The organism is Gammaproteobacteria bacterium (genome assembly GCA_030680605.1).
In the GTDB taxonomy this organism is placed as follows: domain Bacteria; phylum Pseudomonadota; class Gammaproteobacteria; order SURF-13; family SURF-13; genus JAQBXX01.
Genome location: JAUXUQ010000021.1, coordinates 2,501 through 26,902, shown reverse-complemented (window position 1 = coordinate 26,902; position 24,402 = coordinate 2,501). Strand labels below are relative to the sequence as shown.

General features: G+C 61.6%; 25 protein-coding genes (1 of these 25 running past the window's edge). 16 read left to right on the top strand and 9 right to left on the bottom strand.

The window, feature by feature from the left end; translation table 11 throughout:
* Window positions 1–146 precede the first annotated feature (146 nt).
* Together Q8L89_08310 and Q8L89_08305 are read right to left on the bottom strand one after the other, a co-directional pair.
* Window positions 147–1,775: an ATP-binding protein gene (locus Q8L89_08310; protein MDP1709047.1), complete on the bottom strand. Its 1,629-nt coding sequence runs from the start codon at window positions 1,773–1,775 to the stop codon at window positions 147–149.
* Between the two features lie 11 nt (window positions 1,776–1,786).
* Window positions 1,787–2,005 carry a PP0621 family protein gene (locus Q8L89_08305; protein MDP1709046.1) on the bottom strand — a complete coding sequence of 73 codons (219 nt, stop codon included), beginning with the start codon at window positions 2,003–2,005 and terminating at the stop codon, window positions 1,787–1,789.
* A gap of 164 nt (window positions 2,006–2,169) precedes the next feature.
* Here Q8L89_08305 and sucC point away from each other — a divergent pair, with 164 nt between their 5' ends.
* Genes sucC through Q8L89_08285 form a run of 4 tightly spaced genes read left to right on the top strand, consistent with a single transcriptional unit; the run spans window position 2,170 to window position 6,262 of the window.
* The gene (gene sucC, locus Q8L89_08300; GenBank protein MDP1709045.1) at window positions 2,170–3,339 is read left to right on the top strand and encodes an ADP-forming succinate--CoA ligase subunit beta; all 1,170 of its coding nucleotides are present in this window, start codon (window positions 2,170–2,172) and stop codon (window positions 3,337–3,339) included.
* 59 nt (window positions 3,340–3,398) lie between these two features.
* Entirely contained in the window at window positions 3,399–4,289 is an 891-nt protein-coding gene (sucD, locus tag Q8L89_08295; GenBank protein MDP1709044.1) for a succinate--CoA ligase subunit alpha, read from the top strand.
* The gene (locus Q8L89_08290; protein ID MDP1709043.1) at window positions 4,282–5,907 is read left to right on the top strand and encodes an NAD+ synthase; all 1,626 of its coding nucleotides are present in this window, start codon (window positions 4,282–4,284) and stop codon (window positions 5,905–5,907) included. The genes sucD and Q8L89_08290 overlap by 8 nt, the downstream gene beginning before the upstream one ends.
* Before the next feature lie 16 nt (window positions 5,908–5,923).
* On the top strand, window positions 5,924–6,262 hold the full coding sequence (locus Q8L89_08285) for a P-II family nitrogen regulator (GenBank protein ID MDP1709042.1): 339 nt from the start codon (window positions 5,924–5,926) through the stop codon (window positions 6,260–6,262).
* Window positions 6,263–6,275: 13 nt separating this feature from the next.
* Here Q8L89_08285 and Q8L89_08280 read toward each other — a convergent pair whose 3' ends face one another.
* The gene (locus Q8L89_08280) at window positions 6,276–7,055 is read right to left on the bottom strand and encodes an outer membrane protein assembly factor BamD (protein ID MDP1709041.1); all 780 of its coding nucleotides are present in this window, start codon (window positions 7,053–7,055) and stop codon (window positions 6,276–6,278) included.
* 58 nt (window positions 7,056–7,113) lie between these two features.
* On the opposite strand from Q8L89_08280, the gene rluD reads away from it, so the two are divergent.
* The 3 genes from rluD to Q8L89_08265 all read left to right on the top strand — a co-directional run bounded on the left by rluD (window position 7,114) and on the right by Q8L89_08265 (window position 9,681).
* Window positions 7,114–8,076, top strand: a complete 963-nt coding sequence (gene rluD / locus Q8L89_08275; GenBank protein ID MDP1709040.1) for a 23S rRNA pseudouridine(1911/1915/1917) synthase RluD — start codon at window positions 7,114–7,116, stop codon at window positions 8,074–8,076.
* On the top strand, window positions 8,063–8,827 hold the full coding sequence (gene pgeF, locus Q8L89_08270) for a peptidoglycan editing factor PgeF (GenBank protein MDP1709039.1): 765 nt from the start codon (window positions 8,063–8,065) through the stop codon (window positions 8,825–8,827). Before rluD ends, pgeF begins: the two co-directional genes overlap by 14 nt.
* 80 nt (window positions 8,828–8,907) lie before the next feature.
* Window positions 8,908–9,681, top strand: coding sequence for a ZIP family metal transporter (locus Q8L89_08265; GenBank protein MDP1709038.1), 774 nt, complete (start codon window positions 8,908–8,910; stop codon window positions 9,679–9,681).
* 7 nt (window positions 9,682–9,688) lie between these two features.
* Here Q8L89_08265 and Q8L89_08260 read toward each other — a convergent pair whose 3' ends face one another.
* On the bottom strand, window positions 9,689–10,558 hold the full coding sequence (locus Q8L89_08260) for an aldose 1-epimerase family protein (GenBank protein MDP1709037.1): 870 nt from the start codon (window positions 10,556–10,558) through the stop codon (window positions 9,689–9,691).
* Window positions 10,559–10,897: 339 nt separating this feature from the next.
* Between Q8L89_08260 and Q8L89_08255 the strand changes: the two genes are divergently transcribed.
* Both Q8L89_08255 and Q8L89_08250 read left to right on the top strand, forming a co-directional pair.
* Window positions 10,898–11,647 (top strand): ferredoxin--NADP reductase, encoded by a 750-nt coding sequence (locus Q8L89_08255; GenBank protein ID MDP1709036.1) that lies wholly within the window; start codon window positions 10,898–10,900, stop codon window positions 11,645–11,647.
* A gap of 619 nt (window positions 11,648–12,266) precedes the next feature.
* Window positions 12,267–12,443 (top strand): hypothetical protein, encoded by a 177-nt coding sequence (locus Q8L89_08250; GenBank protein MDP1709035.1) that lies wholly within the window; start codon window positions 12,267–12,269, stop codon window positions 12,441–12,443.
* Here Q8L89_08250 and Q8L89_08245 read toward each other — a convergent pair.
* Both Q8L89_08245 and Q8L89_08240 read right to left on the bottom strand, forming a co-directional pair.
* A complete protein-coding gene (locus Q8L89_08245) occupies window positions 12,427–12,999 on the bottom strand; it encodes a hypothetical protein (protein MDP1709034.1) in 573 nt (190 codons plus the stop codon). The genes Q8L89_08250 and Q8L89_08245 overlap by 17 nt on opposite strands.
* Before the next feature lie 413 nt (window positions 13,000–13,412).
* Window positions 13,413–14,027: an arylesterase gene (locus tag Q8L89_08240; GenBank protein MDP1709033.1), complete on the bottom strand. Its 615-nt coding sequence runs from the start codon at window positions 14,025–14,027 to the stop codon at window positions 13,413–13,415.
* Here Q8L89_08240 and Q8L89_08235 point away from each other — a divergent pair.
* From Q8L89_08235 to Q8L89_08225, 3 genes are all read left to right on the top strand, one after another.
* Entirely contained in the window at window positions 14,026–14,715 is a 690-nt protein-coding gene (locus tag Q8L89_08235; GenBank protein ID MDP1709032.1) for an ATP-binding cassette domain-containing protein, read from the top strand. The two genes, Q8L89_08240 and Q8L89_08235, sit on opposite strands and share 2 nt — an antisense overlap.
* Window positions 14,712–17,198 (top strand): FtsX-like permease family protein, encoded by a 2,487-nt coding sequence (locus Q8L89_08230; protein ID MDP1709031.1) that lies wholly within the window; start codon window positions 14,712–14,714, stop codon window positions 17,196–17,198. The genes Q8L89_08235 and Q8L89_08230 overlap by 4 nt, the downstream gene beginning before the upstream one ends.
* 82 nt (window positions 17,199–17,280) lie before the next feature.
* Window positions 17,281–17,670: a DUF4399 domain-containing protein gene (locus Q8L89_08225; GenBank protein ID MDP1709030.1), complete on the top strand. Its 390-nt coding sequence runs from the start codon at window positions 17,281–17,283 to the stop codon at window positions 17,668–17,670.
* 3 nt (window positions 17,671–17,673) lie between these two features.
* Here the strand turns inward: Q8L89_08225 and Q8L89_08220 are convergent, their stop codons facing one another.
* Window positions 17,674–18,291: a lytic transglycosylase domain-containing protein gene (locus Q8L89_08220; protein ID MDP1709029.1), complete on the bottom strand. Its 618-nt coding sequence runs from the start codon at window positions 18,289–18,291 to the stop codon at window positions 17,674–17,676.
* Window positions 18,292–18,454: 163 nt separating this feature from the next.
* Here Q8L89_08220 and argC point away from each other — a divergent pair, with 163 nt between their 5' ends.
* The 3 genes from argC to Q8L89_08205 all read left to right on the top strand — a co-directional run bounded on the left by argC (window position 18,455) and on the right by Q8L89_08205 (window position 21,220).
* Window positions 18,455–19,513 carry an N-acetyl-gamma-glutamyl-phosphate reductase gene (gene argC / locus Q8L89_08215; GenBank protein ID MDP1709028.1) on the top strand — a complete coding sequence of 353 codons (1,059 nt, stop codon included), beginning with the start codon at window positions 18,455–18,457 and terminating at the stop codon, window positions 19,511–19,513.
* Between the two features lie 93 nt (window positions 19,514–19,606).
* Window positions 19,607–19,972, top strand: a complete 366-nt coding sequence (gene erpA, locus Q8L89_08210; GenBank protein ID MDP1709027.1) for an iron-sulfur cluster insertion protein ErpA — start codon at window positions 19,607–19,609, stop codon at window positions 19,970–19,972.
* A gap of 87 nt (window positions 19,973–20,059) precedes the next feature.
* Window positions 20,060–21,220: a citrate synthase gene (locus tag Q8L89_08205; GenBank protein MDP1709026.1), complete on the top strand. Its 1,161-nt coding sequence runs from the start codon at window positions 20,060–20,062 to the stop codon at window positions 21,218–21,220.
* A gap of 74 nt (window positions 21,221–21,294) precedes the next feature.
* Here Q8L89_08205 and Q8L89_08200 read toward each other — a convergent pair whose 3' ends face one another.
* Both Q8L89_08200 and Q8L89_08195 read right to left on the bottom strand, forming a co-directional pair.
* Window positions 21,295–22,419, bottom strand: coding sequence for an anhydro-N-acetylmuramic acid kinase (locus Q8L89_08200; protein MDP1709025.1), 1,125 nt, complete (start codon window positions 22,417–22,419; stop codon window positions 21,295–21,297).
* Complete coding sequence (locus Q8L89_08195; protein ID MDP1709024.1) at window positions 22,419–23,618, bottom strand: peptidoglycan DD-metalloendopeptidase family protein; 1,200 nt, start codon at window positions 23,616–23,618, stop codon at window positions 22,419–22,421. Before Q8L89_08195 ends, Q8L89_08200 begins: the two co-directional genes overlap by 1 nt.
* A gap of 319 nt (window positions 23,619–23,937) precedes the next feature.
* Here Q8L89_08195 and tyrS point away from each other — a divergent pair, with 319 nt between their 5' ends.
* Window positions 23,938–24,402, top strand: the beginning of a protein-coding gene (tyrS, locus tag Q8L89_08190; GenBank protein ID MDP1709023.1) for a tyrosine--tRNA ligase. The gene runs 726 nt beyond the window's last position; 465 of the gene's 1,191 nt are visible here — the first part of the coding sequence; the start codon lies at window positions 23,938–23,940; the stop codon falls past the right edge of the window.

The following is a 24,402-nucleotide window of genomic DNA, read 5'->3' as shown; positions in this document are numbered from 1 at the left end:
GGGCGCCTCTAAACACGTGTCTTTTGCTCCAATACTGTGTTACACATGAAAGCATGAATGGCGCGAACCCAGGACGCGCAGGCGCGGCCGTTACAGCCTGCCTTGAAGCAATATCCATCATTGTAGAGAAGCCCGCATCATATTTTTCACATCAGCGGCTTGCGCCTGTGGTCGGCGAAGGTAATGCGAAAGCAACTTCCCTCGGGGGTGCGTATGTAATTGAGTCGTGCCTGATTGAGTTCACACAGTTCGCGCGCGATATACAGGCCAAGTCCGGTGCCGCTTTGCTCGGTAGTAAAGAACGGCTCGAAGATATGTTGCGCAGCGTCTGCTGTGATGGGGGCCCCCACGTTGATGACATCGATGTGGGGTGCGGCGGTTTTGGACCCGGGGGCACAGATCAGTGTCAGCCTGGGTTGCCGGGAGGGGTCGCTGTGGCGCAGACCGTTTTCGCACAAATTCCAGAGTACCTGATGCAACTGGCCCGGGTCCATGTGTACCGGGATGTCACGGTCGCCATACTCAACGACAATATCGTCGTCCGTGAGGTTATGGGTATGTGCAAGTTGCGTGATGAATTCTTCCAGCCAGGATTTTAATGCAATATCCGTCTGCTGTGTACGGTCACGGCGTCCTATCTGCAGTACGTTGCTGATTATTTTGTTCACGCGTAGCGACTGGTCACAGACGATGTCTGTCAGGCGTACATCTTCTGCGGTGAGCGAGGCAGACTCGCTCAGCAACTGGCCTGCATGGCTGATGGCGCCCAGCGGATTGCGTATTTCATGCGCGATACTGGCGGCAAGCTTGCCGAGCGAGGCGAGCTTGAGGTGTTGCGCCTGCTGTGAGATGGCGCTGACGTCTTCGAGAAAAACAAGTACACCTGACGTGGTGTCGGTTCCGAGTTGAGCGAAGCGTGGCTGGATATCGGCAGGCACATTGACGGAACGAATGGTCTGGGTGGTGCTGTGCCGGTCATTCTTCCAGGCCTGATACTGCCGCGCCAGATCGGGATTGATATCAGTCAGTGGATACGCAGCCGCAGGGCGGGCAAGCCCGAACATGTGCGCGGCGGATTCGTTCATGAGGCGCACAGTGCCGTCGGCATCCAGTACCATAATGCCGGTTTGCATGCGGTCGATGATGTATTCCGTGAGCTGCTGCATGTTGGCGAGGTCTGTTGCGCGCTGTGCGGCAAGATTTTCGCTGGCGCTGGCGCTGCGCGCGAAATACTGCGTCAGTATGGCAGTGGCGAAATAGCTTGCGCCCAGTATGCCTGCCAGCGTGTAGTTGCTGGGCGTTCCCGGGGTCTGCCAGTCCATGTAAGCAGCCGCGCCCAGCGTGGAGAGGGCGGCGACGGCGGCGAAAAATATCGCAATCCGTCCCGGCATGAACAGGCTGCCGGCCGCGACTACCACCAGCAGCAGAATGCCAAGGCCGCTGTCCACCCCGCCACTGGCGTGCATGAGCAGGGTAATGGCGGCAATGTCGATGAGCACCTGGATGAGCACCTGGTGACGCAGCGGGGGCCAGCGCCAGAGCAGCGCAAAGCCGCAGGTGACGGCAAACACCAGATAAAAGGCGCTGAGGGCGGCAAAAAGGCGGGGTGCGAATTCGCCGAACGGCTCGAGGTGCATCTCTGGCAGTGAGAAGGCGAACAGCAGGCCCGCCAGCAGAAGCCGGTAGATATTGAGGAAGCGCGGGACGTTCCAGGTGAAACTGGAATCGATGGCCGCGTCGGCTCGGGTGGTGGGGGTGGTAGAGAGTTCGGTCACCCCAGCCTCGGTCAATCCCGGGCGTCCCGGTGTGACGCTGAACAATAGTAGCGCTCATCCTTGAGTAGTGCCTCGCCCTGCGGTACGTGCAGGCCGCATTTGGCGCAGCGGACGATGGTGCCGATGCGCTGGGGTTGTTTGGGGGCGGCGGCGCGTCGCAGGTAAGAGCGTACCAGGGCGACCAGTACCCAGACGACGAGGGCGATAAATATCAGGCGCAGCAGGTTCATGGATAATCGATGCAATTAAAGGGTCGGGAAAGCATAGCGTATTTTGCCGGAGGAATCTCTGTAACGCCCTGTATAAAGCCGTCCTGGGCGCGGCGCTATAGCAATCAGAGGTTCCCTAAATCGGCGTATTCCCCCACAATAGCGCTCTTTTCAGGCGGAATGCCGTGTACCTCCACGAATATCAGTCTAAGCAACTGCTTGCGGCCTATGACGTCCCGCTGCCTGCGGGCCGGATTGCGCACACGGCGCAAGCGGCCGTGCGGGCGGCGCAGACGCTGGCTGGTGCGGGCTGGATGATCAAGGCGCAAGTGCACGCCGGGGCGCGCGGCAAGGCCGGTGGCGTGCGGCACGCTGCTTCCCTCGCGGAGGTGGAGCATATCGCACAGACGCTGCTCGGCAGTCGGCTGGTGACGCAGCAGACGGACGCACACGGCCTGCCGGTGGGGGCTGTGCTGGTAGAGGCCCCCTGTGCGGTGACGCGCGAGCTTTACCTCTCGCTTGCTGTAGACCGCAGCAGCGAGCGCGTGATGGTGCTGGCCGCCGCCGTGGGTGGCATGGAGATCGAGCAGTTCGCCCATGGGCAGCCTGAGGCTATCCATACGGTGTATGCCGATCCAGTCAGCGGCCTGCCGGAGGAGAAATGCCGCGCCCTGGCCGTTACACTGCAACTCAACAACGACCAGGCCACACAGTTCAGCCGGATCCTGGACGGATTGTATCGCTTGTTCGTGGACAAGGACGTCGCCATGCTCGAGATCAATCCGCTGGTGGTGACGGACACGGGCGGCCTGCTCGCACTCGATGCCAAGATCGTGCTCGACGACAACGCCCTTTACCGGCAGACTGAACTGGCCGCGTTGCGTGATGTCAGCCAGGAAGACGCGCGCGAAAGCGCGGCACGCGAGTATGGACTCAACTACATCACGCTCGACGGCACGATCGCCTGCATGGTGAACGGCGCCGGGCTCGCCATGGCCACCATGGACATGATCAAGCTGCACGGCGGCGAGCCTGCCAATTTTCTCGATGTGGGCGGCGGCACCACAGCGGCCAAGGTGGCGGAGGCGTTCAAGCTGATTCTGTCCGATAAAAAGGTGCGCGCCATACTGGTCAACATCTTCGGCGGTATCGTGCGCTGTGACCTGATTGCCGAAGGCATTATCAAGGCAGTTTCCGAGGTAGGCATTACCTTGCCCGTGATCGTGCGGTTGGAAGGCAACAGCGCCGAGCGTGCCCGCGAGTTGTTGCGCGAGAGCGGCCTTGCAATCATTACTGCTGACGGCCTGACGGACGCGGCTGTCAAGGCAGTAAAGGCAGTAGCGAGTGGCGAGTAGCGAGAACAGAATCATGTCTTTACTAGCCACTAGCCACTAGCCACTCGCTACTAATTCTTATGAGCATATTAGTTGACAAGGACACCCGTGTTATTTGCCAGGGCTTTACCGGCAAGCAGGGCACGTTTCATTCCGAGCAGGCGATAGCCTACGGTACGCGCATGGTCGGTGGCGTGACACCCGGCAAGGGCGGCAGCACGCATCTGGGCTTGCCGGTGTTCAACACAGTGCGCGTGGCGGTGCAGGCCACGCAGGCCGATGCCAGCATGATCTACGTGCCCGCGCCGTATGCGGCAGATGCGATTCTGGAGGCGGCGGAAGCGGGTATCCGCGTCATCGCCTGCATCACTGAAGGCATTCCGGTGCTGGATATGCTCAAGCTCAAGGCAAGACTGAGCCAGTATCCCGACGCGCGGCTGATTGGCCCCAACTGCCCCGGTATTATCACGCCGGGCGAGTGCAAGATCGGCATCATGCCGGGCGCGATTCACGCGCCGGGGCGCATCGGCATTGTCTCGCGCTCCGGCACGCTGACCTACGAGGCCGTGCATCAAACGACGCAAGCCGGCCTCGGGCAAAGCACCTGCATCGGCATTGGCGGTGACCCGATTCACGGCATGAATTTCATGCAGTGTCTCGCGCTGTTTGAGCAGGACGCGCAGACCGAAGGCATTATTCTGGTGGGTGAGATCGGCGGCACCGAGGAAGAAGCAGCGGCGGAATATATCGCCGCCCATGTCAGCAAGCCGGTGGTGGCCTATATTGCCGGGCTCACGGCGCCCGCAGGCAAGCGCATGGGGCACGCGGGGGCTATTATCAGTGGTGGCTCGGGCACGGCAGGCAGCAAGATCGCCGCGCTGGAGCGCGCCGGTGTGCGGGTGGTACGCTCGCCGGCAGAGTTGGGCGAGGGCATGTTGCAGCAACTGAAGCGGGGCAAGATACATGGCTGACAGCCTCAAACTGGTGCTGGCGCAGTTGAACCTGTGCGTGGGGGATGTGCGTGGCAACGTGGCGCGTATCATCAGCAGTGCCGCGCGCGCGCGCGATGAGCTGGGGGCGCAGCTGGTGATATTTCCGGAACTCGCGCTGACTGGCTATCCACCGGAAGACTTGCTGCTACGCAGCGACTTGCAGGCACGGGTGGCGTGGGGCATGGAGGAGTTGCAGCGCGCGCTCAGCGGGATTGATGTCGTAGTGGGTTACCCGCACAGCGAGTCCGGCAAGTTGTACAACGCCGCCGCGGTGATACGCAACGGCGCCGTCGCCGCCCGTTACTTCAAGCAGCACCTGCCCAATTACGGCGTCTTTGACGAGAAGCGCTATTTCGAGCCGGGCCGCGAGGCCTGTGTAATTGAGGTACGCGGCGTGCCGCTGGCCGTCACCATCTGTGAGGACATCTGGCTGCCGCAGCCGATGCAGCAGGCGCGTGCCGCCGGGGCCCGCCTGCTGATCAATATCAACGCCTCACCGTTTCATGCAGGCAAGGGCGGCGAGCGCGAGGTCTTGCTGCGCCAGCGCGCGCAGGAAGGCGATATGCCGATTGTGTATGTGAATCTGCTGGGCGGGCAGGATGAACTGGTGTTTGACGGCGGCTCCTGTGCGGTCGACAGGCGCGGCAATCTTACCGTTTACGCGCCGGCCTTCGAGGAAGGCTTGTATGAACAGACGTATGCGGTTTCTGCCAGCGGCGAGATCAGCGCCGGGCAGGGTGTCTGTCATGCGCCGTTGCCGGAGCTGGCCAGTATCTATCAGGCACTGGTGCTGGGCGTGCGGGATTACATCGAAAAAAACGGCTTCGGCGGCGTGGTGATCGGCGTGTCGGGCGGTGTGGACTCCGCGCTGACGCTGGCGCTTGCGGTCGATGCCATCGGCGCGGCGCGGGTGGAGGCGGTGCAGATGCCGTCGCGTTACACCGCGCAGATGAGCATGGAGGACGGCGCCGCCGTTGCGCAGGCGCTCGGCGTCGAGACCCACGTGATCTCCATCGAACCCGCGTTCAAGGCCTTTACAGACAGCTTGCAGGAGACGTTCGCCGGCTTGCCGGCGGATGTGACGGAAGAAAACATTCAGGCACGTTGCCGGGGCGTGATCCTGATGGCGATCGCCAACAAGAAGCGCAAGATGGTACTCTCCACCGGCAACAAGAGCGAAATGGCAGTGGGTTACGCGACGCTTTACGGTGACATGGCGGGTGGGTTTGCCCCGCTCAAGGACGTGTCCAAGACCCTGGTGTACCGCCTGACGGAATACCGCAACAGCATTCAGGCCGTGATCCCGCGCCGGGTGTTTGAGCGCCCGCCCTCGGCAGAGCTTGCACCCAACCAGAAGGACGCCGACAGCCTGCCGCCGTACGACGTGCTGGATCCGATCCTGGAGCGCTATGTCGAGCAGGAGCAGCGGCCAGAGGAGATTGTGGCCGCCGGCTACGATCAGGCGACGGTGCGGCGTGTGCTCGCCATGGTGGACCGGAACGAGTATAAAAGACGTCAGGCGGCGCCGGGCGTGCGCATTACGCAGCGTGCCTTTGGCCGCGATCGGCGCTATCCTATTACGTGGGCGGCCATTTAAGAGAGAACAGTCATTTATGAAAAAGCTCGAAGCAGTGATCAAACCGTTCAAGCTTGATGATGTGCGCGAAGCGTTGTCCGACATCGGTATTACCGGCATGACCGTGACCGAGGTCAAGGGTTTCGGGCGCCAGAAGGGGCACACGGAACTCTATCGCGGCGCGGAATATGTGGTGGATTTTCTGCCCAAGATCAAGGTCGAGGTGGTGCTGGCGGACGAGCAGGTCGAGCGTGCCATCGAGGCCATCACCCAGGCCGCGCGCACCGGCAAGATCGGCGACGGCAAGATATTCATCACTACAGTCGAGCGTGTGGTGCGCATTCGCACCGGCGAGACCGATCTGGCGGCGGTGTAGAAGGCGCGCAGCGCTACTTTACGACCAGTCTTTTCACTTCCGCGATGCCGGGGGAGTCCGGGTGATTGAGTTCCAGTACGCGCAGGGCAGAGTCCGAAAGGTCATTCAGACCCATCACCTTGTAGGCCTTTGCCATCACCGTTAAGGCACCCTCTACCGCCGGGGTGCGCTGGTAGTTTTCCACCACATATTTGCCACGGTTGGCGGCGGCAAGGTAAGCGCCCCGTGTCATGTAGTATTCGGCCACGTTGACCTCATATTGCGCCAGATTGTTGCGCAGGTAGGCCATGCGCAGCGTGGCGTCTTCGGCATATTTGCTCTGCGAGAAGCGTGTCGCCAGTTCGGAAAAATCCTGGAACGATTGACGTGCCGCACCGGGGTCGCGCTGGGCTGCATCCTGCGGAATGATGCGCTCGAGCAGCCCCTTGCCCAGATTAAAATTGGTGAGGCCCTTCATGTAATAGGCATAATCCACATACGGATGACGCGGATGGAGCTTGACGAAGCGGTCGGCGGCGGCGATGGCCGATGCCGGTTCGCTGTCCTTGTAATAGGCGTAGATGATTTCCAGTTGTGCCTGCTGTGCCAGCCGCCCGACGGGGTAGCGCGCCTGCAAGGTCTCGAAATGTTTGGCGGCAGTCGCATAGTCACCCGAGTCCATCGCATCCTTGGCCTCCGTGTAAAATCTGTTTGCCGACCAGTTTTTGGTCTCATCGATCCTGTCCGGCAGCAGCGAACAGGATGCGCTGGCAAGCAACAAACAGACTGCTGTAAGGTATCTGGACAGGGGCATCGAAGGCAGATTTCCTGAAAAACAAACTGACCAAAGTATACCATGTGACCCCCACACCATGACTACACCGCAACAACTCACTGCGAACATCCCTGACGAACTGGCGGGGCTGCGCCTCGATCAGGCGCTGGCGCAGATATTCCCGGCCTATTCGCGTGCGCGCCTGCAACAGTGGATACGCGCAGGCGAGGTGCGCGTGGATGCGCAGCAGTGGCGCGGACGCGACAAGGTGCGCGGCGGTGAGTCGGTGGAGATCATGGCCGTGCTCAAGGCAGAGGGTAGCTGGCAGTCCGAGCCTATCGCACTGGATATCGTGTATGAGGACGACGCGCTGCTGGTGATCAACAAGCCTGCAGGCCTGGTAGTGCATCCGGGCGCAGGTAATCCGCAGGGTACGTTGTTGAATGCCCTGTTGCATCATGCGCCCGGACTCAATACGGTGCCGCGCGCCGGGATCGTGCACCGGCTGGACAAGGAGACCAGCGGCTTGCTGATGGTGGCGCGCACGCTGCCAGCACAGAAGTCTCTGGTGAAGCAGTTGCACGCACGCAGCGTGCAGCGCGCCTACGACGCAGTCGTGGTGGGTGTAATGACGGCAGGCGGGCGTATCGAGGCGGCGCTCGGGCGTCATCCGGTACAACGCACGCGCATGGCCGTGACCCGTGAAGGCAGTAACGGCAAGGCGGCGATCACGCATTACCGTGTGGCGCAGCGTTATCGCGCACACACCCGGATCCGGGTGCAGCTTGAGACCGGCCGCACCCATCAGATTCGCGCTCACATGGCGCATATCCGCTATCCCATCGTCGGCGATCCGGTATACGGCGGGCGTCTCGCGCTCCCTGCCGGATGCAGCGAAGCGCTGCAGCAGGCCTTGCGTGGCTTCAAGCGCCAGGCGCTGCACGCAGCCACGCTGGGGCTGGAGCACCCCGTCACAGGGGAGATGCTGGAATGGTCGGTACCGCCGCCAGCCGACATGCTGCACTTGATCAAGGTGCTGGAAGAAGATGCCGGCGGCTGAGGGCTGGATTACCCCGGACTGGCCCGCGCCACCCGCAGTGCGGGCGGTGTCTACCACCCGGCAAGGCGGTGTCAGTGCCGCGCCGTATGGTTCGTTCAACCTGGGGGATCACGTGGGTGATGACCCGCGCGCGGTGATGGCGAATCGTGCCCAGCTGATGCAAGTGCTGGGTTTGCCTGCGCCGCCGTTATGGTTGCGGCAAGTGCACGGTACCCGGATGGTAGAAGCAACGCAGGGTGGCTGCGAAGCGGATGCCGCGTGCACCGACCGGGCGGGTGTAGCCTGTGCGGTGTTGACGGCGGATTGCCTGCCGCTGCTGCTGTGCAACAGCGCTGGCACCCAGGTGGCCGCCGTGCATGCGGGCTGGCGCGGCCTGGCGGCCGGGGTGGTAGAAGCGGCGCTGGACGTGATGGGCGAGGGCAATGAGATCATGGCCTGGCTGGGGCCTGCCATCGGCCCTGCGGCTTTTGAGGTGGGCGATGAGGTGCGCGCTGCCTTCATGGCGCATGACGCCAGCACCCAAGCGGAATTTCAGCCATCGCCTGCGGGCCGATGGTTGGCAGATATTTACCAGTTGGCGCGGCGCCGGCTGGCTGCGCGTGGCGTGGAGCAGGTATATGGCGGGCACTGGTGCACCTATAACGACGCCGAGCGCTTCTACTCGTATCGTCGTGACGCTGTTACCGGGCGTATGGCGACCATGATCTGGTTGGAGGCGGATACAAGAGGGAAGATAGAAGCTACAGGATAAGCCCCTTCCGATTCCTCTTTAATTTGTATCTTGTCTCTGCGTTTTGGGTATCATGACGCGCTTGTGCGCGCGAGGCATGCATGGATTTATTGACCTGGATCATCTTGTTCAGCCTGCTGGGTGGCGTGTTGAGCGTCATCGCGGCCAGCAGTTTCCTGCTGTTGCCAGAGCACCTGCTGGCGCGCGTGTTGCCGCCCATGGTGAGTTATGCGGTGGGCGCGTTGCTGGGCGTAGTGTTTTTCAATCTGCTGCCGGAGGCCATGTCGGCACCGGGTGTGAACATCAACCTCATCAGCTTTACCGTGCTTGCCGGGCTGCTCGGTTTCTTCCTGCTGGAGAAAATGGTGTTGTGGCGTCACCACCACCATGGCGATGTGCAGCCGTGTCCGGGTGACGTATCACACACCCATGCCGGTGGCACATTGATCCTGATTGGCGATGCCATTCATAACTTCGTAGACGGCGTACTGATTGCCGCCGCCTTTCTCACCGACATCCATCTCGGCATCCTGACCAGTATCGCGGTAGCGGCGCATGAAATTCCGCAGGAGATGGGTGATTTTGTCGTGCTGTTGCACAGCGGCTTCAGCCGTGCGAAGGCGCTGCTCTACAACGTCATATCAAGCCTGGCCACCGTGGTAGGTGCGCTGCTGGCCTATTACAGTCTGGCGAATGTGCAACAGGCGATACCGATAATACTGGCCATTGCGGCGTCGAGTTTTATCTACATTGCAGTGGCAGATCTTATACCGGGGTTGCATGAGCGTACCCAGATACGGGCGACGTTACAGCAGATCGTGCTGATTGCGCTTGGCCTGCTGACGATTTATATCGCCGGGCACCTGCTGCACTAACCGCGGCTTACGCCTCCACAGTCACCCGGCATTGCCAGCGGCGTTCACTGCCGGGGGCAACCGTCACGATGCCGGGCTTGTCGCGGAGTTCGCCGTCAAACCCTTCCGGGCTGGAGTGGCCCTGCCACGGTTCAATGCAGACGAAATTCGCGCCGGGCTTGGTCCAGATGCCGAGGTGCGGGAAGTCGGGAAACTCGACTCGGATCTTCGGCGCGCCCGGCGCGGTATAAGTGAGCGCCCGGCTGTTCAGTTGATCAAAAATCACCACGTCATCCTTGAACAAATCATCGGCAAGATGCAACACACGGTTTTGCACCGGCGTGGGGAAGTCCTGCACCTTGAGCAGGCCTCCCGCAACCCGCCGGATAGGTGCAGGCTCGTCACGCTCGAAGGTCATGCTGTGCGCGCTGCGCTCCACGCCGGATTTGAGCGGCCAGCTAAAGGCCGGGTGGGTGCCGATACTCAGCAACAGTTCGGTGTCCGCCGGGTTGCGCACCGCGTAGGTGATGACCAGCGCATTGCCTGCCAGTGTATGTGTGATGCGTAACTCAAAGGCGAACGGGAAACGCGCTCGGGTTTGCTCGCTGTCTTGCAGCAGCATGACGCAGGTGTCATCCGACTGCTGCGTACACTCAAACTCCAGATCGCGCGCAAAGCCATGCGGCGTCATGGGGTAGGTCGCACCTGCATGACGCAAGGTGTCGTCCTTCAAGCGCCCGACAATGGGAAACAGATGGGGTGCGTGGCGCGCCCATACCTTTGGGTCGGCTTGCCACATCAGTTCCAGCCTGTCGGCCATTTTGAGGGATTGCAGTTCCGCGCCCTGCGTGGAGAGGGTGGCGGACAGGTCGGACGAATTCAGCGTGAAGTGAGCCACAATTTCCCCTTGGGTGCGCTAAAGCGCTTAACCTTGCCTATCGCCGTACGTTCTGTCAAGGTGAACGGCCTGTGTGGGGCGTGTAGGGGGCTGGACCTTAGGGAAGCTCTGAATAAGTCTGTCCTGGACATCTAAGAGCACGAAAAGCAAAAACGTGGTTTTTGCTTTTCGCCCTGTTTCAAACACTTGCGTGTTTGAAACAGGGCGGTGCAACCCTGCACCGCAGGAACCTCTGACTTAATCAGAGGTTCCTTAGATAAACAGGTAAAGCGAACCTATTGAATCGTTTAAACTCTATGTTTCATACCAATGCACCACACCTATACGAGGAATCCGGCAGTGCCATACTCCGCGCAACGCGTCACCTCCGTCCGCAAATGGTCGGATAAAACCTTCAGCCTGACCACGACCCGTCCCGCCGACTTCGAGTTTGAGAATGGGGAGTTCGTTACCATCGGCCTGCGGCCCGAGGGCAAGCTCATTTCACGCGCCTATTCGATCGTCTCGACCAACGACGCCGATTACCTTGAGTTCTTGAGCATACACGTGCCGGAGGGGCCGCTGACCAGCCGTCTGGCGCAGATACGCGAGGGCGATACGGTCTGGGTCAACAGCAAGGCCACTGGCTCGCTCACGCTGAAATACATCCGGCCCGGGCGCAACCTCTATCTGTTGTCGAGCGGCACCGGGCTGGCCCCGTTCGTCTGCCTGATCCGCGATCCCGAGGTGTATAAAACCTTTGAGCGGGTCATTCTGGTGCACACCGTGCGTACCGTGGCCGAGCTGGCCTACAGGGCCGAGATCGAGGCGCTCACCAACGACCGCCTGATCTATGTTCCGACCGTGACGCGCGAACCCTTCCCGACACCGCAGCGCGGCGCCGATCTGTTCCGCACCGGAGAACTGTTCACCAAGCTCGGCCTGCCGCAGGCCGATCCGGAGCATGACCGGGTGATGATTTGCGGCAACCCTGACATGAACAAGGAAATGAGCGCCTATCTGGAGCACCACGGCTGGGTGTTCACCACGCATCGCGGCGTGGGCAATTTCACCACGGAAAAGGCATTTGTGATGCGGAGCGAGGATTAAGGAGCCGGACTCTAAAGACTCGCAATATCAGTGGTCACCTGGCTCAAGGGCGGCGTTAGGCGTCAGATGGCATCGATTACAAGCTGTGGGGTACTATTTCAGCATGCAAATCGTTTCAGGAACCATAGTTGACGGTAAGGTCGTCGTAGAGGGTCTCTCCCTGCCAGAGGGACCAGCCGTGACCGTCCTCGCCCGGGGCGATGAGATTGCTGTGCGACTCCCGCCACAATCAAGAAGCCGAGTTACTTGAGGTCCTTGACGAGGCTGATCGCGAAGAGGACATTTCTGCCGACGAACTTTTCGCACGGCTCCGCCGTTTCGGCTGATCTTGGCGCTCGCTGTCCGAGTCAAGCCCCGCGCACAGCGGGAGATGAACGGGCGGCAGAATGGTGGGCTGAAAACAGGCCTCTGGCGCCGTTCGCAAGGATATCGAGGCCGCCTTGGCCTTACTCGTTGAAGAACCCGGTGGTATAGGCACCAAGATTAAAACAGCGCGCTCTGACACAGTTCGCAGGCTGTACCTTACCCGAATTAGCTGCTTCATTTACTGCCGCGTCAGCGGGCAGTTTCTCGATGTTGTCGCACTCTGGCACTCTAGCCGCGAAGTCGGGCCATCGCTATGACGCAAAACCCATCCATCAACCCCGGCGCAGCGATAAAGCCGCTCGGACAAGGGACACGTCTTGATATCACGGTTGCCGGTTATTTTGTGACCCCTTATTTTGAGGGTCGGGTCGGACTGACCCAGTTCTGCTTTCAGGGCATCCTGCCGGGCGTGCTTAGAACGTTTTCCTGATACCCAGCGTCAGGGTGTCCAGGCCGCCGCGCTCACCCGCCAGGCCAAATCCACTGGAGCGATGATGCAGGCGCAGGGATACCGCCCAGTCCTCTCCGGGCGGCCCTAGGGTCAATTCCATGAACCAGTGGAATAGCCAAGGCTGGCTGCCGCCCCGCGTCTCTACCTCCAGCGGGGGGGTGCGGCTGGACCAGGACGGCCCCACGCCGAAGGCGGCCGTGGTGGCGACTGTGCCGTTCCAGGGAAAGCGGTGCCAACGTGCCGCCAGGGGCGCGTTCAATTCCCAGTGGGTCTGTTGGCCGAAGTGCTTGACCACCTGCCCTTCCATCTCCAAGGTCAGGTCGCCGTCCCGATAGCGGGCCAGCGGCCGGGACAGAGCCCCCGCCAGCAACCCGGAGGAGGCGAAGTCCAGGGAGCCGGGCGAGACGAAAAAGTCCTCCCAGTGGTTGCGCGTGCTCTGGCCGACGAAGACGGTAAGTGCGACCTCATCCGACGCCACGGCCGGCATGGCAGACAGCGCCAACAATAGTGGTGGTAACGCTTTACACAGTCGCATGGGGACTCCTTCGTCTTGAGTTACTGTTCGCGTATAACCCACCTTGATCAGGATCAGTACCGTTCGCACGCTCTTGGGCGGTACGCACGAACAAAGGTTAGAGAGCAGGCTCTCGCCTGCCCTTCCCTCATCAAACCGGGCATGCAGTTTTTCCCGCACACGGCTTTCCGATGTTCTTCACGCCAAAGCATGCGCATTTGCCCGTCCTGCGTTTACTGGCGCGGCTGAGGATGCCGTGCTTGTGCACTCAACCAATGAGCACATGATAATAGGCGGTTTCTTGCTTGGCTTGGGCATACTGTTGCCTCTGGCACCAGGTCAGGTCGAGCTAAGCAGCACAATCTCGGTGAATTCACCAGCGCATAAAGTGGCGGGTGCCGATTATTGAGTGTAAAAATAGCCCGGTAGGTTCCTTAATGCAACATCGGCGCCAGCACGCGCCACACGTTTTCCAGCATGATGGGCTGCCCGGCAGTGCGGGCGTGTACGCCGTCTGGCTGCATCAGGTCTGGATGACCAGCGACGCCTTCGAGCAGAAAAGGCACCAGCGGTACGTGGTAGCGACGTGCCAGCTCGGCGTACATCTGCTGAAACTTTTCCGTATAAACGGGGCCATAATTGGGTGGCAGGCGCATGCCGACCAACAACACGCGTACTTTGCGTTGTTGGCATTGTGCGATGATGGCGGCCAGATTTTTCTGCATCTCGCTCAGGGGCAGGCCGCGCAGGCCGTCGTTGCCGCCGAGTTCGATGGTCACGATGGCAGGCTGATGGGTATCAAGTGCGGTTGCGATGCGCGCCCGGCCGCCGCCGGTGGTGTCGCCGCTGATGCTGGCGTTGATCACCCGGTAAGGCAGGGATTTCTCCTGTAACCGTTGATCCAGCAGGCTGACCCAGCCTTGGGTTTGATCGATGCCGTAACCCGCGCTTAAACTGTCCCCCAGCACCAGTATGGTTTGGGGCGGAGCATGTGCGCTGCTTGCCGTTGCAATTACCCACAGCAACACAAAAAGGAAACGCCTTAGCATGACAGTCTCTGATTCATCCCCCATTGTGCAGGTTGAAGGTTTGAGCAAGCAAGTCAACGGGCCAGAGGGCGTGCTGCGCATTCTGGATGCGGTCAGTTTCAGCGTGATGCCGGGCGAGGCCGCTGCCATCATCGGCGCTTCGGGTTCGGGCAAGACCACGCTGCTCGGGCTGCTGGCGGGGTTGGACGTGCCGAGCAGTGGCCGCGTAGTGCTCGACGGCTGCGACCTCTTTGCGCTCGACGAAGACGACCGTGCAGAACTGCGCGGGCGCATGATCGGTTTTGTGTTCCAGAGTTTTCAGTTGCTGCCGGGGCTGACCGCGCTGGAGAACGTCATGCTGCCGCTCGAACTGGCGGGCCGCGCCAGGGAGGCGCGTGACGTTGCGCGTGAGGTGCTGCAGCAGGTGGGCCTGGGTGAACGGCTGCACCACACGCCGTGCCAGTTGTCCGGCGGTGAGCAGCAGCGCGTGGCCCTCGCCCGCGCCTTTGCACCGCGCCCGAAGCTGCTGCTGGCGGACGAGCCTACCGGCAATCTGGATCAGCATACCGGCGCGCAGATCATCGACCTGCTGTTTGAGTTGAACCGCGCGCAACACTCGACGCTGTTGTTGGTGACGCACGATGAGGCATTGGCGCAACGTTGCAGTCGTCGCCTGCAACTGGATGCCGGTCGACTGGTACAGCCATGAGGCTGTTTTATTTTTCCCTGTGCATGTTGGGACGCGACTGGCGTGCAGGGGAGGTGCGCGTGCTGTTTGTCGCGCTGGTCATCGCCGTGGCCAGCGTCAGTGCGGTGGGGTTTGCCACCGACCGCGTCGATCAGGCCTTGCAGCGACAGGCCAATGAACTGCTGGGTGCCGATGCGCTGATAGTGGCGAGCCAGCCACTGGCGAAGGATATTGCGCAGCGTGCGCAGGCGGCGGGTCTGCGCCGCGCCGAGACCCAGACCTTTGTCAGCATGGTGCAGTCAGCCGATGGCAGCCAGCTCACCGAGGTCAAGGCAGTGAGCACAGGCTATCCCCTGCGCGGCGAATTGCGTATTGCGGCCACACCCTTTGCGCCTGAGCGCACGGCGCGTGAGATTCCAACACCGGGCACGGTATGGGCCGATGCGCGGCTGTTGGGACAGTTGGCGCTGACGGTGGGTGACACCATCACGCTCGGCAGGCTGCAGTTGCGCATCACGGCGGTGCTGGCCCATGAGCCGGATCGCGGCGGCGAGTTGTTCAGCATTGGCCCCCGGCTACTGATGAATCTGCACGATGTGGCTGCCACGCAATTGATTCAGGCCGGCAGCCGCGTCCGCTACCGGTTGCTGGTCGCCGGTGACGCGCAACAGGTACAGAATTTTCGCGCGGAGGTGTTGCCGCGTTTGGGTACTGGCGAGCACATGGAGGGCGTGGAAGACGCGCGCCCGGAAGTGCGTGCAGCGCTGGAGCGGGCGCAGCGATTCTTGGGGCTGGCGGCTCTGGTGGCGGTGTTGCTGGCCGCTGTTGCCTGTGCCATGGCGGCACGCCGTTTTACGGCGCGGCATCTGGATGATTGCGCCATCATGCGTTGTCTGGGCGCGCGCCAGTCGGTGATTACCCGTCTGTATGTTCAGCAGATGCTGGTGTTGGGGCTGGCGGCCAGTCTGGTGGGTTGTGCGGCGGGCTATGCGGCGCAGCATGCACTGACGGGGCTGCTGGGCGAGATGGTGGCGGTGCAACTGCCCCAGCCTTCGTGGTGGCCGGTGCTGACCGGCGTGGCCACCGGCCTCGTCACGCTGCTGGGGTTTGTGGTGCCGCCGGTGCTGGCGCTGAAAGAGGTGCCGACGCTGCGCGTATTGCGGCGCGAGATCGGGCTACCGGCGCGCGGCTTGTCCGCCTACTTTTTTGGCGCGCTGGTGTTTGCCGTTTTGCTGCTGTGGCAGGCGGGGGATATCAAGCTGGGGTTGTATCTGGTGGCGAGCACGGCGGCTACGCTGGGGCTGCTCGCGATTGCGGCGTGGGCGCTGGTGCGCAGTCTCGGTTTCGTGCGTGGGCGGGTGGGTGTGGCATGGCGCTTTGGTCTGGCCAATATCGTGCGTCGCGCCGGCGGCAGCGTGGCGCAAATTCTGGCGCTGGGGTTGGGCCTGATGGCGCTGTTGTTGCTCACCCTGGTACGTGCCGATCTGCTGCAAAGCTGGCAGGGCAGTCTGCCACCGGATGCACCCAACCGGTTTCTCATCAACATCCAGCCGGAGCAACTGCACGCGATGCAGGATTTTTTCGCGCGCACGCACATGCTGCCGCCTGCCCTTTATCCCATGGTGCGCGGACGGCTGACGGCGATCAACGCCCGCCCGGTGACGGCAGCAGATTACCCGGATGAGAGGGCAGCACGGCTTGTAGAGCGTGAGTTCAATCTGTCGTGGATGCAGACGTTGCCGCCCGACAATCAGGTCACTGCCGGACGCTGGCGGGGTGACAAGACGGGTGATGAGTCTGCGCTGTCGGTGGAAGAGGGTATCGCGCAGACGCTGAGCCTCACGCTCGGTGATCGACTGCACTACAGCATTGCCGGTCAGCAGTTCACCGGCGTGGTGACCAGCCTGCGCAAGGTCGACTGGGACAGCTTCCGCGTCAATTTTTTCGTCATCGCCGAGCCGGGGGCGCTGGAGCAGTATCCGGCCAGCTACATCACCAGCTTTTATCTGCCTGAGGCGCGGCAGGATTTTCTGCAGGCGCTGGTGCGGACGTTTCCCGCGGTCAGTGTGATTGATGTGGCGGCGATCATGACCCAGGTGCGCAAGATCATCGAACGGGTGACGCTGGCGGTGGAATATATTTTCATGTTCACCCTGGCGGCGGGCTTCATGGTGCTGTATGCCGCGATCCAGGCCACCCAGCACGAACGCCTGCAGGAGGGCGCCATCCTGCGCGCCCTGGGGGCGGGCCGTCGGCAACTGCTGGCGGCTGTGAGTGCCGAATTTGTGGTGCTGGGGCTGCTGGCCGGCATCGTGGCGGCGTCTGCCGCCAGCCTGACCGGCTATGTGCTGGCCGAGCGGCTGTTCCATCTGCCCTACCAGTTTAATCCGTGGCTATGGCTGCTGGGCCCGGGGCTGGGCGCGCTGGGCGTTGCCCTGGCGGGAGTAATGGGCACCTGGTCGGTGCTGCGGCGGACGCCGTTGCAGGTATTGCGCGAGGCCTGAGGCCGCAGTGGGCGGCCTCGCCTGCAGCAGGTGTTAGAATGCTGGGCAGGTTCCCGTGATGCTTTTAAAGCAGGAGGTAACGATGCACAAGCTATGGATACTGGGCATACTGGGGGCAGCCGTGGCCGCCTGCTCACCCGGCCCGCAGGTGAGTTTTGTCGAGCCGCTGGATGGCGCCGTGGTGAGCGGCGAATTCAGGGTGGTGATGGACGTGCGGGGCATGGAGGTCATGCCTGCCGGTGAGGTCGTGGAAGGCGCCGGCCATCATCATCTGCTGATTGATGCCGAGCCGATTGCCGCCGGCGAGGTGGTGCCGAACGACGAGCAGCACCGCCACTTCGGCAAGGGCCAGACGGAAACCACGCTGGCACTGACGCCGGGGGAGCACACCTTAAGCCTGCAGTTTGCCGATGGCGCGCATATATCCTACGGCGAAAAGCTGCGCCGCACGATCACCGTGCGGGTGGAGTAGGGTTTACTTGCTGTAAAAGGCGAGTACCCGGCTGACGTAATTGCGGGTCTCGCGGTAGGGCGGGATTTGGTTGCCGTGGTTGATCACGGCATTTTCGCCGGCGTTGTAGGCGGCGACGGCCAGCTGAATGTTCTGGTTGAACATCTCCAGCAGATCACGCAGGTAGCGGGTGCCGCCCCGGATGTTGGCGGCGGCATCGTAGCTGTCGTACACACCATAGCGCTGTGCGGTACCCGGCATGAGCTGCATCAGGCCGGTGGCGCCCTTGGGTGAGACCGCATTCGGGTTGTAGCCGGACTCCGCCATGATTACGGCATGCACCAGCGCCGGGTCGACCTGATACTGCGCGGCCGTGGTGTTGATCATCGGGGTGTAGCGCTGACGATTGGCCCGCAACGCGACCATACGGTCGGCGCCGGATGCGCTGTTGCGGCCATCATAGGATATCGCAACCTGTTGCGGTGACGTGCGCTTGTACAGGCGGTAGCGCGAATCATTGGGTATGTTGGTGAAGTGGACGACGTTGTTTTCGTCCACGAATTTGAAAATATCCGCCTGCACCGGTGCCGCGCCCAGCACCAGACAGATAGCAGCACAGCGAATGATCGCGACTACGTTCATGTGCAGAATGCGTAAACTCCGTCTCTGAACGCCTGAATTTACATGCAAGAAGCGTGAAAAACAAATAAAATGGCCGATCTTGGCGGGTAATCGGGATATGCGTGCAAGATATAGTGTTTATCGATAACCCGGCCTACCAGATCTCCACCACTGTGCATAATTTATGAGCCAGAACAGCATCAAGGTCGGCATTGTCGGCGGCACCGGTTACACCGGCGTTGAGTTGTTGCGCCTGCTCGCAGGCCACCCGCAGGCGGAGTTGTGTGTGATTACCTCACGCGGCGAGGCCGGCATGGCCGTGGCGGACATGTTTCCCAGCTTGCGCGGCCAGGTGGCGCTCAAATTCGCCGCGCCCGACCCCAAGGCGTTGGCCGCGTGCGATGTGGTGTTTTTCGCCACCCCGAACGGCACTGCCATGACGCTGGTGCCGGAACTGCTGCGGGGCAAGACCCGGGTGATCGACCTTGCCGCCGACTTCCGTTTGAAAAACGCACAGACGTGGCAGCACTGGTACGGCATGCCGCATGCCTGCCCCGAGCTGCTGGCTGAGGCCGTCTATGGCCTGCCCGAGTTGCACCGCGCGGCAATCAAAACCGCCCGGCTGGTGGCCAACCCCGGCTGCTACCCGACCGCAGTGCAGCTCGGTCTGCTGCCGCTGCTTGAGCAGGGCTGGGTGGATACGCAGCACCTGATTGCAGACGCGAAATCCGGCGTCAGCGGCGCGGGACGCAAGGCCGAGTTGGCGCTCACCCTGGGTGAGGCGGGCGAGAACTTTAAGGCCTATGCCGTGCCAGGGCACCGCCATCTGCCGGAGATACTGCAAGGTCTGGAGTTGACGAGCGGGCAGGCCCTGGGCCTGACCTTTGTGCCGCATCTGTTGCCGATCGTGCGCGGCATCCACGCCACGCTGTATGCCGTACTCAAGCAGCAGGAGGTCGATCTGCAGGCGCTGTACGAGCAGCGCTATCGGGACGAGCCGTTCGTGGACGTGCTGCCGGTGGGTGCGCACCCGGAGACCAAGAGCGTGCGCGGCGCCAACACCTGCCGCATTGCCGTGCATCGGCCCCCGAATAATTCACAGGGCAGTGGCGATACCGTGGTGGTGTTGTCGGTGATCGACAATCTGGTCAAGGGCGCCGCCGGGCAGGCGGTACAGAACATGAACATCATGTTCGGTCTGGCGGAGACCACAGGCCTTACCGCCATCGCACTGGCGCCCTGAGCAGGCCTTGCGGCGGGCCGTACATTGACGCGACAGCGTGCGAAGGTGGATAATGCCGCCTTCAGGAAGGCTGCGCATCCGCAGGAGACCGTCATGAGCACACCCGCAACAGACACCAGCAACGACATGCCGAGCCCACTGGTTTTTACCGACAGCGCGGCGGCCAAAGTGAGTGAACTGATTGCCGAGGAAGGCAATCCGGCGCTGAAGCTGCGGGTATTTGTGTCCGGCGGCGGTTGCTCCGGCTTCCAGTACGGCTTTACCTTTGACGAAAAGGTCAGTGGTGACGACACGGCGGTGGAGAATGGCGGCGTGACCCTGCTGATAGACCCGATGAGCTACCAGTATCTGGTGGGCGCGGAGATCGACTACAGCGAGGGCATAGAAGGTGCCCAGTTTGTCATCCGCAACCCCAATGCCACCACTACCTGTGGCTGTGGCTCGTCCTTTTCGACCTGATTTTACATAACAACCCGGCAGTAAAAGGGAGGCCCGGCGCCTCCCTTTTACGTTAATAACCGGGCACACCGGGATGCAACACAACGCATGAGCACACATCCACGCGGCCTGGCGGGCGTACCCGCTACCCAGTCCAGCATCTCCTCCATCGATGGCGAGCGCGGCGTGCTGGCCTATCGCGGCTATCCCATCGACGTACTTGCCCGGCATAGTACCTACGAAGAAACCGCGTTGCTGCTGCTGGACGGCGAACTGCCTGGTGCAGAGGCGTTGAGCGGGTTTGATGCCGCGCTGCGTGCCCAGCGCGGACTGAAGCCGGATGTCATCAGCCTCATGTGCCACCTGCCGCACAGCGGCCACCCCATGCACATGCTTCAGTGCATGGTGGCGAGCCTCGATATGTTCTACCCCGACGAGGTGTCGCAACCTACCAGCGCGCGCGCCTACGCCGATCCCGACTACGTGCGTACCATGTCGATCAAGATCATCGCGCGCATGCCCCTGCTGGTGGCCTACTGGGAGCGCCTGCGCCGCAACCTGCCCCTGGTCGAGCCGCGCGCCGATCTCGGTTTTGCCGCCAACTTTTTGTACATGCTCACGGGCACAGAACCTGATCCGTTCATGGCGCGGCTGCTGGACGCCTGCCTGATTCTGCACGCCGAACACACCATCAATGCCTCCACCTTCGCCGCCATGGTCACCGGCTCCACCCTGGCCAACCCCTATGGCGTGATCTCTTCCGCCATCGGTGCGCTGGCAGGTCCACTGCACGGTGGCGCCAACCAGCGCGTACTGGAAATGTTCGAGGAGATAGGCTCACCTGACAGGGTGACAGCGTGGCTCGATCAGAAACTTGCGGCCAAGGAAATCATCTGGGGCATGGGGCACCGCGAGTACAAGGTGACGGACCCGCGCGCCATGGTGCTGCATGATCTGGTGGAAAAGCTGGTGCAGCACCGGGGCGGCAACAGCAGCCGTTATTACGGCATCGCACGTACGCTGGCAGCTGCTGCCACGCACCGGCTGGCAGCCAAGGGCGTATACCCCAACGTGGATTTTTATTCAGGTATCATCTACGCCGATATGGGTATCCCCGCCGACCAGTTTACCGCGCTGTTCGCCATTGCCCGCAGCGCCGGCTGGCTCGCCCACTGGCGCGAGCAGATCGCCGACAACCGCATCTTCCGGCCGACCCAGGTTTACTCCGGTGAAGCGCTGCGCGAGTACATTCCGCTCGTCAAGCGTTGAGGAGGCAGGTCGGCTCAAGCCGTAAGGCGGAGCCGACAAATGTGAGTCGGATCCGCTGCGCTTGATCCGACTCACTACGATTTATAAATTCCCCCCAGTACCACCGCACGTTTTGCCCCGGTCACGCTCGGCAGGTTGCCCGGTTTGCCTTCCAGGGTTTGTTTTGCCAGCCAGGCAAAGGCCAGGGTTTCCATCCAGCCCGGGCTGACGCCGTAGTTTTCGGTGGATTCAACGGTGCGAGGTTTCAGGTGGGTACGCAGGCGCTGCATCAGATGTGCGTTGTGCACGCCGCCGCCGCAAATCAGTACTTCCGTCGTGTCGGGGGCGTAATGCAGAATCGCCGCAGCGATGGTGGCGGCGCTGAGCTCACACAGCGTGGCCTGTACATCGGCGGGGCTGACGTTGCTGTGCTGTCGCAGCAAGCTGTCGAGCCACGCGCTGTTGAAGTATTCGCGCCCCGTGCTCTTGGGCGGCGCGAGCGCAAAATAATCATCGGCTAAAAATGTAGCGAGCAAAGCGTCGTTGCTCTGGCCGCTGGCGGCGAACTGGCCGCCCTCATCCATGCGCTGGCCAAGATGCCGCTCGGCCCAGACATCCAGCAGCCCGTTGGCGGGGCCGGTATCAAACCCGCGCACCCCCTGCGTGAGGTCGGCGGGCAACAATGTCACATTGGCGATGCCGCCGACATTGACCACAACGCGATTGTGGTGCGGTGAGCGCAGCACAGCATTGTGAAATGCGGGTGCCAGCGGTGCGCCTTGCCCGCCGACGACCATGTCGGCGCGGCGGAAATCGGCGACGGTGGTGATGCCGGTGCGCAGGGCGATCAGCGCCGGGTTGCCAATTTGCACGCTGAAAGGATACGGCCCGCCGGGCTGATGGCGCACGGTCTGGCCGTGACTGCCGATGGCGTGTACTGCGCTGGCAGCAACGCCTGCTTTTTTCAGCAATGCCAGCGCGCAGTCGGAAAAAATTTCGCCCAGGCGTGTATCGAGTGCCGCCATGCGGTTGATTTCATCCGGGCCGGGCGTGCAGAGCGCGGACAGCCCGGCGCGCAACTCGGCAGACAACGGGTTGTGTTGGGTGGCAACGAGTGTGGGGGTGGCGGTGCTGAAATCAACCAGCGCGGCGTCGGCCGCGTCCATGCTGGTGCCGGACATCAGCCCGATGAAGTAGCGCGGTGCGGTCACCGCAGACATCAACGGGCGTTGAGGGCGATCTGGTTACCGGTCTTGAACAACTCCATCTGTGCGATCAGGCGATGTGCCTCTGCCTTAAACGCCGGTTTGTATTTGGCCATGATCGGCTCGGCCTTGGGCAGCGGCACGGTCAGCGGATTGCGGTGTACACCGGCAATGCGGAATTCATAGTGCAGGTGCGGCCCCGTGGCCATGCCGGATTTGCCGACATAGCCGATCAACTCACCCTGCTGTACCCTGGCGCCTTGTTTGAGGCCCCGCGCAAAGCTGGACATGTGGGCATACAAGGTGGTGTAGCTCCCGGCATGCTGCAGGATGATGGTGTTGCCATAGCCGCCCTTCACGCCACGGAAAATGACCTTGCCGTTGCTCGCGGCGCGGATCGGGGTGCCGGTCGGTGCGGCATAATCCACGCCCTTGTGGGCACGCATACGGTGCAGCACAGGGTGGTAGCGCGCCAGCGTAAAGCCGGAGCTGATGCGGGAAAATTTGACCGGCGAGCGCAGGAAGGCCTTGCGCATGGAGAGGCCCTCCGGGGTGTAGTAATTGACCTGATCGCTGCCGTCGTCGAAGCGTATGGCGCGATAGGTGGTGCCACGATTGGTGAACTCTGCCGCGAGGATGTTGCCGTCACGGATTTTCTCGCCGGCTACGTAGTGCTCATCGTAGATCACGGTAAATTTATCGCCTACGCGCAGATCTTGGGCGAAGTCGATGTCCCAGCCGAACATATCCGCCATGGCGAAGGTCAGGTTGTCGGAGATGCCTGCCTGATCGGCGGCCTGAAACAATGAGCTTTCAATCGTGCCGGTGGCGTAGACGGGACGTGTCTCCAGTTCATGACTGATGCTGGTGGCCTGCAGCGCAGTGCCGACACGTTGTATGTGCAGGGAGTTTTCATAGACATCAAAGCGTAGTTCCCGCAGTTGTTTGCCGTTGTCGATTCTGAACTGTATCTGCTGGCCGGGGCGCAGCAGGGCCAGCGGGGCGATGTCCTGGCCCAGTGCCAGCACTTCCTGTAAGGGGCGTCCACCAAGGCCAATGCGCGAGAAGATGTGCGACAGGGTATCGCCGCTCTTTACCATGACTGTTTGCCACGGTTGCAGTTCAGAGGCTGATGGTGAGTGTGGTTCGCCAGCAGGCTGTATCAGGTGAGGTAGGGCCAGTGGCAGGGCGATACGCTCCACTCCGTTGTCCATGTATGGCAAGACTGGACTGCGCGTGGCCGCGGCGTCGGGCGAGGTGAGTCCAAATACCACAGCTACCGCTAGCACGCTGCCAGCAAGTGCAATCCAATGGCGGTGGCTCAGGCGAACTGCAGGGACCTCGGGCAAGCTGCGTAGATGACGCTTGATAAGCGCTGGTAGATGCATATGAAAACCCTTATCTTGCGGATGAATTGCGCCTAACATAATCATAAGCTTAGTCGAGGTCAACCCCGGCTTAGTCAAGACCAACAGCGTCAGTGAAGTATGGTACGCTTATTTACTAGTCAATATGCTGGGTATCTCACAGGTTATGTCGGATCAGAGCCTCGAAATCATAAGGCGCGGCGCGCAGGAGATTCTCTCGGAGGCGGAGCTGGTTGCCAAATTGCGGCTGGGCAAGCCGTTGCGCATCAAGGCGGGCTTTGACCCGACCGCGCCCGACCTGCATCTTGGCCATACGGTGCTCATCAACAAGCTGCGCCAGTTTCAGGAATTGGGGCATGAAGTCCTGTTTCTTATAGGTGACTTTACCGGCATGATCGGTGACCCCACCGGGAAGAATGTCACGCGCAAGCCGTTGAGCCGCGACGAGGTGCTGGAAAACGCCCGCACCTACGAGGGCCAGATATTCAAGATACTTGATCCCGCCAAAACACTGGTCGTGTTCAACTCCAGCTGGATGGGCGAGATGAGCGCGGCCGACATGATACAGCTCGCCGCAAAACACACCGTTGCACGCATGCTGGAGCGCGACGATTTCCACAAGCGCTACACC

Excerpts from the sequence above, each read along its gene's own strand:
- Q8L89_08305 (MDP1709046.1), bottom strand. The coding sequence starts at position 2,005 with ATGAACCTGCTGCGCCTGATATTTATCGCCCTCGTCGTCTGGGTACTG.
- sucD (MDP1709044.1), top strand. The coding sequence starts at position 3,399 with ATGAGCATATTAGTTGACAAGGACACCCGTGTTATTTGCCAGGGCTTT.
- Q8L89_08290 (MDP1709043.1), top strand. The coding sequence starts at position 4,282 with ATGGCTGACAGCCTCAAACTGGTGCTGGCGCAGTTGAACCTGTGCGTG.
- Q8L89_08285 (MDP1709042.1), top strand. The coding sequence starts at position 5,924 with ATGAAAAAGCTCGAAGCAGTGATCAAACCGTTCAAGCTTGATGATGTG.
- Q8L89_08280 (MDP1709041.1), bottom strand. The coding sequence starts at position 7,055 with ATGCCCCTGTCCAGATACCTTACAGCAGTCTGTTTGTTGCTTGCCAGC.
- rluD (MDP1709040.1), top strand. The coding sequence starts at position 7,114 with ATGACTACACCGCAACAACTCACTGCGAACATCCCTGACGAACTGGCG.
- pgeF (MDP1709039.1), top strand. The coding sequence starts at position 8,063 with ATGCCGGCGGCTGAGGGCTGGATTACCCCGGACTGGCCCGCGCCACCC.
- Q8L89_08265 (MDP1709038.1), top strand. The coding sequence starts at position 8,908 with ATGGATTTATTGACCTGGATCATCTTGTTCAGCCTGCTGGGTGGCGTG.
- Q8L89_08250 (MDP1709035.1), top strand. The coding sequence starts at position 12,267 with ATGACGCAAAACCCATCCATCAACCCCGGCGCAGCGATAAAGCCGCTC.
- Q8L89_08245 (MDP1709034.1), bottom strand. The coding sequence starts at position 12,999 with ATGCGACTGTGTAAAGCGTTACCACCACTATTGTTGGCGCTGTCTGCC.
- Q8L89_08235 (MDP1709032.1), top strand. The coding sequence starts at position 14,026 with ATGACAGTCTCTGATTCATCCCCCATTGTGCAGGTTGAAGGTTTGAGC.
- Q8L89_08240 (MDP1709033.1), bottom strand. The coding sequence starts at position 14,027 with ATGCTAAGGCGTTTCCTTTTTGTGTTGCTGTGGGTAATTGCAACGGCA.
- Q8L89_08230 (MDP1709031.1), top strand. The coding sequence starts at position 14,712 with ATGAGGCTGTTTTATTTTTCCCTGTGCATGTTGGGACGCGACTGGCGT.
- Q8L89_08225 (MDP1709030.1), top strand. The coding sequence starts at position 17,281 with ATGCACAAGCTATGGATACTGGGCATACTGGGGGCAGCCGTGGCCGCC.
- Q8L89_08220 (MDP1709029.1), bottom strand. The coding sequence starts at position 18,291 with ATGAACGTAGTCGCGATCATTCGCTGTGCTGCTATCTGTCTGGTGCTG.
- argC (MDP1709028.1), top strand. The coding sequence starts at position 18,455 with ATGAGCCAGAACAGCATCAAGGTCGGCATTGTCGGCGGCACCGGTTAC.
- erpA (MDP1709027.1), top strand. The coding sequence starts at position 19,607 with ATGAGCACACCCGCAACAGACACCAGCAACGACATGCCGAGCCCACTG.
- Q8L89_08205 (MDP1709026.1), top strand. The coding sequence starts at position 20,060 with ATGAGCACACATCCACGCGGCCTGGCGGGCGTACCCGCTACCCAGTCC.
- Q8L89_08200 (MDP1709025.1), bottom strand. The coding sequence starts at position 22,419 with ATGTCTGCGGTGACCGCACCGCGCTACTTCATCGGGCTGATGTCCGGC.
- Q8L89_08195 (MDP1709024.1), bottom strand. The coding sequence starts at position 23,618 with ATGGACAACGGAGTGGAGCGTATCGCCCTGCCACTGGCCCTACCTCAC.